Origin of the sequence: Bacillus cereus group sp. MYBK108-1, assembly GCF_051917185.1 — a bacterium.
GTDB classification, from domain to species: Bacteria; Bacillota; Bacilli; order Bacillales; family Bacillaceae_G; genus Bacillus_A; species Bacillus_A cereus.
Genome location: NZ_JBQAHZ010000049.1, coordinates 1 through 10029, shown reverse-complemented (window position 1 = coordinate 10029; position 10029 = coordinate 1). Strand labels below are relative to the sequence as shown.

Sequence of the window (10029 nt, the reverse complement as noted above, 5' to 3'; positions counted from 1 at the left end):
TTTCTCATGACATTCATTATATTTCGAATCATGATGAACATCATATGATGAATAATCAAGTTCATAAAATTCTGCACTGATTAATTCACAATATGGTTGTTCATTATAGAAAACATTATTTCCAAAGAAGTATTTGTCTAGACGAGGAACATCATTGTTTTTTGGATTAATAAAACGTGCTTTGTTTTCCGAAGAAAAAGCTATAATTGGTAAGGAAAGGAATTCATCTTCAGTTATATCAGCAAAACCAGAGAATCGAACCTTTGCAATACGATCATGAAGCACGCCATTGCAGTATTTAGCAGCGTATTCAATATTTTTACGAATATAACCTTCTACAAACAATTTTGCTCTTGTTACTTGGAAAAATCCTGTTTCATTAATTGGTTCATATTCAACAGGTACTAGTTTACATTGTGTTAAAAATACATCTTTTAACACTCTTTTAATTTCCACTGCTGGTGGAGAAAGTGGAATTTCCGCTTCTACAACAATTTGAAGTGTTCTTTCTGTTAATACAACTGGAATTTTAACTCTAGGATTGGTTGTAAGAACGGGTGTTGCTTCAGTATCAGTCAGTGGAATTCGTGATTCTGATTTAACTTTACAATTCTTATTTTTACTATATTCTTTTTCACTCAAGTTAAAAAGCCTCCTCTTGGTTTATGTTTGAGTGTTTTGATATTACTTTAATATGCTATGGGAATGTATTTATTTATGTGAAGGCTCGTATAATAGTGATTTTTCTCATTTTGAAATAGAAAATAGATTAAAGTAATAAAATTTATATTTTTCTTATTGAATTTTGTTTAGTATATATTTTCGTTAAAATATTGTTAGACTTTTTTATCTTTAAAAATAGATAGTACTAAATAAAATTTTTTGAACCATTTTGAATTGAAAGCATATATTTATAGTGTGGAACAAGCTTTGGACACTTGTTTTGCACTCATAACTTGATCTTCTTTGAAAGAAAAAGGGGATTTACTAGTAAATCCCTTTTTTGAATTAAATAGATGTTTATATGTTGTTCTTCCTTTTTTTATAAGATTAATATATTTATTTTTGTTTGAAAGAAATAATATGAGTTTATAAGTTTAGTTAATTACATAAAAATCGTTATATCAGAAAATAATCATATAAAGAATAAATAAAAAAGATATTTATTACGAATATCTTTTTTATTTATTCTTTGAGTTGTTTTTCGGAGAGAAAATATATTTGCATTCATGATTTTATTGTATGAAATTACTTTATAAAAGGTTAAATTTAGAATTATTTGATTTAACTATTTTATTGTATTTTAAATATGAAATACATCTAGGACATTATTTTTTTCTTCTTTATTAATTTCATGAAGAAAAGTCAACATTTAAAGTGATTTGAATGTTAAATTAAATTCAAAGTTTTACATTGGAACTTTTTATTATTAATTGTATAAAATATCGTGAAATTAAAAGTGTATTAAGGTGAAAAATGGTATTTTTTTCAGATAAAAAGCCTAGTTTTTACTAGGCTTTTTATTTAACTTATTTATGTTCTATATGGGTTAGCACCAACAAGATGCGAATTTCATATGCTAAGAAATTAGTAAAACATTTATTAAAAAGTTTTACATATTATCACTTTTTTAAATTCAACGTATAATGCAATGAGCATTTACAATATAGTCTTGGCCGTTGCTAATAAGAAAAATTCTATTCAAAAGTTTACTTTTGAATAGAATAAAAAGGAGTCCTATGTTTATGGGATTCTTTTTTATTTTTTTATAATATTGTATCAATTGAATATAGATGATAGTTTAGTAAGGGTTTATATATTTTAAATTAATGATTTCATAAAAGTGGATAATATACATTTAAGTTTATTTTGTTGAGGATTAAGATCTTAAAAATCGTTGATAAATAAGGCGTTTAAACGATGTATAAAGCCTTTTGACATATTAAAATTAGCTTTTATAAAGATATTTGCTACTTATAAATCATTACCTTGAACTATTTTGGATGTAGAAGGAGCGAGCGAAATGAATCTTAGTAAACAAATTAAAAAATATCGAGATAGGGAAGGGTTTTCTCAAGAAGATTTAGCTGAAAAAATTTATGTTTCTCGTCAAACCATTTCAAATTGGGAAAATGAAAGAAGCTATCCTGATATTCATAATTTATTGCTTCTAAGTGTTCTTTTCGATGTTTCTTTAGATGATTTAGTTAAAGGGGACATGGAAATGATGAAAAATAATCTTCAGCAAGTTAAATTTAATAAGTTAGGACAGGTAATGGCTATATTCTTGATTTTAGCTGTAGGATCAATAGGATTAGCAATTAAATATTTTGGTAATGTAGGTTTAATTATTCCATTTGTTTTTTGGGTAATTGCTATGACAGCTGCTATAAAAATTGACATAATCAAGAAACGTGAAAATATAAAAACATACGCTGAAATTGTTGCTTTCATGGAAAATAAAGATGTGAATGTAGAAAGAGAAAAGCGAGATAAGAAAAAATACATCATTCAAAAAACATTGATTGTTGTAGGGGTTGCGTCGGTTTCAGGAATTATTGCTCTTTTGAGTTTTTCGATATTTTTATAGAGTAAAGATGTTCAATGTTATAGTGTAAATACAAGACATGATTAGAAATAGAGAATATTATGTTGGTCAATCAAAACGGACCTAGTGAAACGAAGGGAGTATTTGACTTGACCAACTGAACGAAACCCAGACCCTCTTGGCATTGAACAAACTATTGTTTGTTCCTGCCAACCGGCGAGGGATCCCCTCAAGGATTGAGGGGTTGGGGAGTTCGATTGATGGGGTCAAGGGGAAGGTTTCCCCTTGTAGGTTCGGACAAAGTCCGAGATCTTTTCCATGCTTGGCATGGATCGGCGAAGCCGAAAAGCGTCGCAGACCCCTATTGATTTTGATGCGTCAGCGTCAAAATACGTATAGGGTTACGTCAATTGACACAATTTCGTCGCCTTGCTAGACTAATTGTATCAATTGATCTAGAGGGAGTGGTGGCACTTTATGTTGTTTTCTATCTCATTTAATCAATCTCACCAAAGTTCATTAAGCCATAATAACAGAGAAAACATTCATGGGAATCCTGGCATAGATCCATCCAGGTTAGAAGAGAATATCTACTTTGTTCAAAAGGACATCCGAAGTGTATACAAGGATGTCTTTCAAGAAGCAGTAAATAAGTATAACGAGAAACAAAAACGTAATGATCGCAAAATTAAGGATTATTATGACAAGATAAAAAAAGATACAAAGACACATGAGCAACGAGAATTGGTTGTAGCGGTTGGAGAGGGTAAAGATGACCCAAAGTATAGGGAGGCTAAAAAAGAAGCGTTAAAACAGTATGCAGAGGCGTTTCAAGGGAGAAATCCAAATCTAGCAGTCTATAACATGGTTTTACATGATGATGAAGCAAATCCGCATTTACATATTAACTATGTACCGAATTTCGAAAGTAGTCGAGGATTAACGAGGCGTGTCGGAATGGATAGAGCCTTGCAACAACAAGGTGTACAAGGAAAAGGAACGGATCTAATTGCGAATTGGAGACAATTAGAAACGGCTTATATTGAATCTTTAGCTAAAGAACAAATTCCAAATTTTGAACGTGCCAATGTGGGTTCACATAAATATATGAAAGTCCGACAATACAAGGAATATGCTGAAGCTGTTTCTAACATAGAGAATCAAATTACGGAGATAAGTAAGAGATTGCCGGATAGCAAGATTACGTTAAAGCCCAAAAAGAAAGAGATCAAGACGGAGGTAAAGTCAAAATTAATTGGTAAACCTGAAATCATTGAAAAAGAAACAGGTAATTATGTTTTTTCACCAAAGCAACTCGAAAAAGTAGAAGAATTGATAACTGCAGCAGTTACTGTAAAAAAAGATTATGAGCGTTTGCAGAATACCGATTTGGTAAAAGAAAATAGGGAATTGAATCGTCAAGTTGATAGCTTGTATGATTCTTTAAAAGAATCTCAAAAGATCAATTTAGAGTTGAAAGAGGAAAATAGAAAGTTACATACTGAAATAGGCTCATTAAAAGCTCATATAAAGGATTTAAAGGAGAATGTAAGAGTTTTGTATCAACAGACGAAAAAAGCTTTTAAAGAGAAATTTAAGGTATTTAGAGGGATTATTAAAAATGAATTGGATAGCAAGGGAATAGATAATCAATTTGAACGTGAACATAAGAAAGAAATAAGCAGACATCGAGATTTTGATAGGGAAAGATAAGAGTGATAATGATGAAAGTATTGAGTTGTATGAGTTTGAAGAAGAAAAAGAGGATTGAACGTTGTGTTTTTGCAAGAGATGGAAAGCTTTAACAAGGTGTTTCATGTTATTATAGAGAAAGACGTATAAACGAGAAAAACCGCTCTAGCTTTGGTCGGCGAGACGGTTTTTCGTACTAAGGTTGGAATCAACCATTTATATATTCTATATACATTCTAACATATAAAAGTTGATTCCTTCCACTAAGGGAGAGAATTATTTTATGACAAAAGTTGTAGATTTTGGACAAGCTGAAAAAAAAGCGAAAATAAGAGATCGTAAGATTGATAGTATTTATGACCAGTTGCAAGCCGGTGGTTATTCAGAAGAAGAGAAGTCAATGCTTTTGCAGTTGTTAAGTAAGGCGACTGGTGGGGAAGAATATTTCATTGGTAAAAAGAAAAAGCCTACGGATAGGGTGAAGTTTGTGCAAATGATTACGGATAATTATAATTACTTAGCAAAAATAAACTATCTTACAAATGCTGAAAAGGCTTTTTTAATGGATTTAGTACCTTATGTAGAATTTAAAACGAATATTCTCGTAGAACGAGCAAATGAAGAAAATGAATTTGATTCAGATAATGCTACTCCTAGTTATTTAGCAAAAGAATTAAAGAGAGATCGTTCAAGGGTTTCAATGATGATGAATTCTTTAATGGAAAAAGGAGTATTGGCGGTTGCTGAATCTGGAATGACAACAGAAGATGGACGTATTTGTACGAGTCGTACATGGTTTATAAATCCTAATATTATGTGTTGTTCTCCAAAAGATGGAGTAGACAAAGCTACACAAAGAATTTTTAAGAAGTCTCTTAAAAACTTTATTGCTGAAGATGGTAAAAAACATAAATTACCAGTTTATTTATTTTAGGAATGAGAAAAAAGATGTTATTGACATCTTTTTTTTTGTGTGTTTTCCCATTTTTTAGGTGTTGCTTTTTTGCAACACAGGTGTTGCTTTTTTGCAACACCCTATACCTTATAAAGCCTTGATATTACTGGTTTTTTTTATTTTGCTCTTCTCACTCTTATATATAGGGCTAAAAGTTCCGCAAGGAACAGGTAGTATTTTTGAGCAAATAACGCTCAAAAATCTCCACCTTCAGAAAAAGAAAAGTCGGTTCGTTAATCCTCACCTAAAGGCTATCGCCTTTTCTTTTTTTTTTCTGTCTTTGCGGAATTTTTTTCGGCTGGTTTTTAGCTTTTGCCAAGCCGAACAGACCAAAAACAGGGTTAATTTGCTCGACTTGGATCAGCAATTATACCAGCCGAACCGCTAGTTCTTCCGTTCAAAATATTCTTCTTTTTCTATATAGAATTAACGCTATGTGGGGTTTCGCCCCCACACGACGAGCCAGCACTCACAACCAAAAACAAGAAAAAACTCTTTAATGGCATTTAATTTTATTTGATGATCCAAACGTATTGTTCAGGACGCCAATCCCAATAGTTTCCGTCTTTAAAATAGTGTTGCGGAAGATAAAACCATTGTCCCTCTTGAGTTGGCGGCGTTAATTGTCTGTCTGTTCGTCGATAATTATTATCGTCTTTTATTGTCATAATCTTTTGTCCTTTCTTTTAAAAATATATATTGTTTTGAAATAACATATTTAAGAATTAAACATAGATTAAAATAATTAATAAAGTGGTAATCTTAATATTTTATGAATTTTAAATTAATGAGATAGTTGTCTGAATTAAAATGGGTTCGATTTCATTATATTAGAATATAACCATTTAAAAATTCTATGAAGTGTCTGTTCAACGGTAAGCGGACCGTAGGGAGAATTAAGGAGTTAACAGATTCACTACACTAAGACCCTCTTGGAATTCCAAAACGTTTACCGTTTTGGGTTCCAACATGGCGGTACTCTTTGTTAGAGTTTTTATATAATACGTATATAAATTTTTTAAACAAAGGAGTGAAGGTGATGGCTATTTTTTTTCAAAACAGTACCCAATACTCCATAAGCGTTGCTATCAGCTTACCTGATCCTAATTGTAGTTGTGGATGGAATAAGACTGGATGGTGGAATGTGGAGCCTGGTAGGAAAGCGATGGTTAAGAGCGGGGATACCAAAAACCTAACGTTCTGGTACTATGTTGAGGACAAAGAAGGTTCTTGGGGTGGTCCATACGATACCACTGTCCCTGATCAGCGTTTCAATAAGTGCTGGATGGAGAAATGTACACCTTGTAGAGTAGTAGGGTTTAAGAGGGGAACGACCGACGACAGTGACGAATATACAATCAACATGAAGAACCCATAGTAACGAATATATAATCAATATCGTGTGGCCTATCGATTTTGACAATCTAATATTTGTTGCGTAAAAAAGTTTCAGAAAGAAAAAACATAAACTACCAATTTATTTATTTTAGATGTCAATTTTATATTGACATCTTTTTTTATGTGTATTTTTACACTTTTTAGGTGTTAAAAAAATTAACACTTTATGTCTTATAAACCCTTGATATTACTGACTTTCTTCATTTTGCTCTTCTTACTCTTATATATAAGGCTAAAAGTTCCGAAAGGAACAGGTCGTATTTTCTTTCGTTTTGCTTCAGAAAATCTCCACCTTTTTCGCTTTGCTTCATCCTTGCAGAAATTTTTTCGGCGGGGGGTGGAATGTTGCCCAGCCGAACAGACCAAAAACGGAATATTGAGTTGCTCGACTTGGACTAGCTATTATACCCGCCGAACCGCCTAGTTCAACTGTTCATGAATAGATATTTACTTTATATTTTTAAGACACTAAAAGGGGCTAACCCCTCGCTTCGCTCACCCCAGCCAACCATCAACCCAAAAACAGGGGGAAACCTAAACAAATACAAATAAAAAAGAAAGTAGCTTAGCTACTTTCTTTTTTATTGTGAAAGACCACCAAATTATTATGTTGCGAAATTACTGGTAAATGGGTCTATATATATTTTGACAGGCGTAGAAATTATCTCCTGTTATTTGCAGGCAATGGGCAAAACAACTTGGTCCATATGAATATGACATGATTGCAGGAGAATTCGAGGGTCTTACTACCGGTCCTATTCCTCCTTGTCCTGGATCGAGTATTTGTATCGGAATTTCTGGTTTAATTGGGCAAGGTTCTATGATACATTGTTTTTTATAGTAGCAAATCGGTCTATTTCCAAAATAAACACAGTGAGATGCTGGAAAACAGTTTATACATTTCATAATTTTTTCTCTCCCTTTAATTCATATATTAATCTAAGTGTAAATTAAAGTTTTATAAGGTGTTTTAAGAGTTTTACATAGTCATTCAAATTATAGATTATGAGTAATTTATCTATTATGATTGGGTGGTTTTAGGTTTTCATTTGTCTAGAGGGAAACCTAAAACCACCCGTTCTACATAAAAAAGTCCTCCAGATTGTTTAGCTGGGGTTTCGTGTTCACATAATTATTGAAAGCAAAAGTACAAAACGACAAATCCTTTAAAAGTACTAATTTTGTTTTACTATTAACCACATATGAATTCTTGATGGTGAAGAAGATAATGTACTGGAACGAAGTAAAACGGTCATAACATTGGTATGTCGAGGGTACATTTGTACTAGATATATGTCTTCCAATGGATCAGTGGCGTATCCTGCACTGATAACCTGTTGATTTGCTCTTCCATTCAATCGAAAATCTATAATTTCATTGGGTTGTATGTTAACTTGAGTTGGTGCCCATAAATAACGGATAAAGCCATTCTCAAGATTCTGTTGAGTCGCTTCTGCAACATCTAAATCAAAACGCCTACCAACGTTAAAAGGTCTATTAGCCGTTTCTCTATATAAGGTTTTTGGCACCTGTTGAGGTATTTGAGGTATATACGATCCATTATAAGGATAATAATTATTCATTGGTTCGCTCCTAATCTTATGAAATATATGGTAACGACATATATTATTCCTACTAAAGCATGCTATGAAGATTGTCTTCAACAATTTAGGCGAATTGAATGAATATATTATACAAATACAGTTAACATAACGTCCTATTATCGGTAGCAAAGATTTTGATAGAATCCTTGTTTTTATAGGGTTCTTTTTTCTTTTCTAGTAAAATTAATATGCATGATTTTATACATGGTTGATGTAGCAGGGATTCTAGGGATCCTTGCTATTCTTTTTTTGCATAAAATCTTGTATAAATAAAAAAGATTTTGATGTGGGTATTGGGATGGGATGAGTATTTAATTTTAAAATTTGATCTGTAATAGGAATTATACAAATTGCTTATGTAAAGATTATGGAGATTAATGGTTTGAAAAAAGTAATACGTGAATTATTAGGAAAAAGGGTATATCATCGCTATAGCGAATATATTTTTGAGGTGAGACGCTATGAAGACGCTATATAGTCCCGGCGACGTGGCAGAGCAATTAGGTATTCAATCTAGTACATTACGTAAGTATGCTGATGTACTAGAAAAAGAGGGTTATACTTTTATAAAAAATGAACGTGGCCATAGGAAATATACAGAAAGTGATGTAATGGTGTTTCGTAAGGTTATCAACCTAAAGAATGATACAGACATGACATTAGAAAACGCTACAAAACAAATAGTATCATGGAATCAAGGCGTTGAGGTATTGCCATTAGAGCGACATGAAATTGAGCGCTATGAAGAACCAGATTTCAACGCTACAACGCTACAGATGATGCTTCAAGATCAAAATGAAATCATTGAAAAGCAAAATGAATTACTACAAGAATTAAACAAACGTTTAGTTGAACAAGATCAGCGATTTGCACAAAGAGAATCAGAGTTATTGAGCGCTATACAAACGATACAGGAATCCCAAAGGCTTATAGCGGTGAATACTAGCGAAGACGTAGCGAAGAATCAAAGAAGCGATGAAATGCTTATACAAACAATAAGGGAAGTTCAGGAAGTTAAGAAGATGATTGCAGCAAGTAAAGATAGGAAATGGTATGAGTTTTGGAAATGATTTTTTAAAATTTGTTTAATTATCTCTTGCTACTTCTAAAAAATATAGAAAAATGAATACAAAGGTAAAGTTTAGAGTTATATGGGAATTCTGAGCTTTTTGGGTTATTACTGATAATTTTATTTTATATGAACTAAATTTTAGGAAGAAGGAATAGAAAATGAATAAGAAATGTCCTAATTGTGGTTCTAGAGAAATAGAGGAAGATTTATTAAATGCCCAAGAATGTTTAAAACTTATTAGTACGAATAACCTTTTTAATCAATTTTCAAGAATGGTTGCTGATATTTGTACTGAGTGTGGTAACATTTTATCTATGAAAGTAGAACATCCAGAGTATTTTGGAGTAAATACATAAAAATTATTGATAATACAGATTATGTGGACAAAAAATCCCTTTAGAATAAAGATCTGAAGGGATTTTTTAGGATTTTTCTTTTTTTAATTAATGAAATGTGAAAAATAATTGATTTACTTTAAAAATATTACTTTTTTATTTTATCCGATTTGTACTTGTTGAGTTTGTAATACTTTCAAAGTAAGATCAAGAACAATTTTTTCACGTAATTTGTCAAATTCTTTCTCAGGATATTCATCATAATGTTTATCTTGATATTTATCTTGATATTTATCATAATATCTATCATGATTTTTCTCATGACATTCATTATATTTCGAATCATGATGAACATCATATGATGAATAATCAAGTTCATAAAATTCTGCACTGATTAATTCACAATATGGTTGTTCATTATAGAA

The 10029-nt window shown here is 31.6% G+C and carries 8 protein-coding genes and 1 pseudogene; 6 read left to right on the top strand and 3 right to left on the bottom strand.

Going from position 1 to position 10029, the window contains the following annotated elements; translation table 11 throughout:
- The coding region (locus tag ACTFSL_RS30825; protein ID WP_440042938.1) for a CsxC family protein at positions 1–642 on the bottom strand (642 nt) is incomplete at its 3' end.
- A 1381-nt stretch (positions 643–2023) separates the two neighbouring features.
- On the opposite strand from ACTFSL_RS30825, the gene ACTFSL_RS30820 reads away from it, so the two are divergent.
- From ACTFSL_RS30820 to ACTFSL_RS30805, 4 genes are all read left to right on the top strand, one after another.
- Positions 2024–2590 (top strand): helix-turn-helix transcriptional regulator, encoded by a 567-nt coding sequence (locus ACTFSL_RS30820; RefSeq protein ID WP_088338720.1) that lies wholly within the window; start codon positions 2024–2026, stop codon positions 2588–2590.
- A gap of 435 nt (positions 2591–3025) precedes the next feature.
- Entirely contained in the window at positions 3026–4261 is a 1236-nt protein-coding gene (locus ACTFSL_RS30815) for a plasmid recombination protein (protein ID WP_088338721.1), read from the top strand.
- Positions 4262–4523: 262 nt separating this feature from the next.
- The gene (locus ACTFSL_RS30810) at positions 4524–5174 is read left to right on the top strand and encodes a MarR family transcriptional regulator (protein WP_088338722.1); all 651 of its coding nucleotides are present in this window, start codon (positions 4524–4526) and stop codon (positions 5172–5174) included.
- 1060 nt (positions 5175–6234) lie between these two features.
- Positions 6235–6573: a DUF1036 domain-containing protein gene (locus ACTFSL_RS30805; RefSeq protein ID WP_088338723.1), complete on the top strand. Its 339-nt coding sequence runs from the start codon at positions 6235–6237 to the stop codon at positions 6571–6573.
- 1195 nt (positions 6574–7768) lie between these two features.
- Here ACTFSL_RS30805 and ACTFSL_RS30800 read toward each other — a convergent pair.
- Positions 7769–8176, bottom strand: coding sequence for a hypothetical protein (locus tag ACTFSL_RS30800; RefSeq protein ID WP_088338724.1), 408 nt, complete (start codon positions 8174–8176; stop codon positions 7769–7771).
- Positions 8177–8658: 482 nt separating this feature from the next.
- Between ACTFSL_RS30800 and ACTFSL_RS30795 the strand changes: the two genes are divergently transcribed.
- Both ACTFSL_RS30795 and ACTFSL_RS30790 read left to right on the top strand, forming a co-directional pair.
- Positions 8659–9267, top strand: a complete 609-nt coding sequence (locus ACTFSL_RS30795; RefSeq protein WP_061885382.1) for a DUF3967 domain-containing protein — start codon at positions 8659–8661, stop codon at positions 9265–9267.
- 160 nt (positions 9268–9427) lie between these two features.
- A complete protein-coding gene (locus ACTFSL_RS30790) occupies positions 9428–9625 on the top strand; it encodes a hypothetical protein (RefSeq protein WP_088338725.1) in 198 nt (65 codons plus the stop codon).
- Between the two features lie 140 nt (positions 9626–9765).
- Here ACTFSL_RS30790 and ACTFSL_RS30785 read toward each other — a convergent pair.
- A pseudogene (locus ACTFSL_RS30785) lies at positions 9766–10029 on the bottom strand (CsxC family protein); the annotation flags it as partial.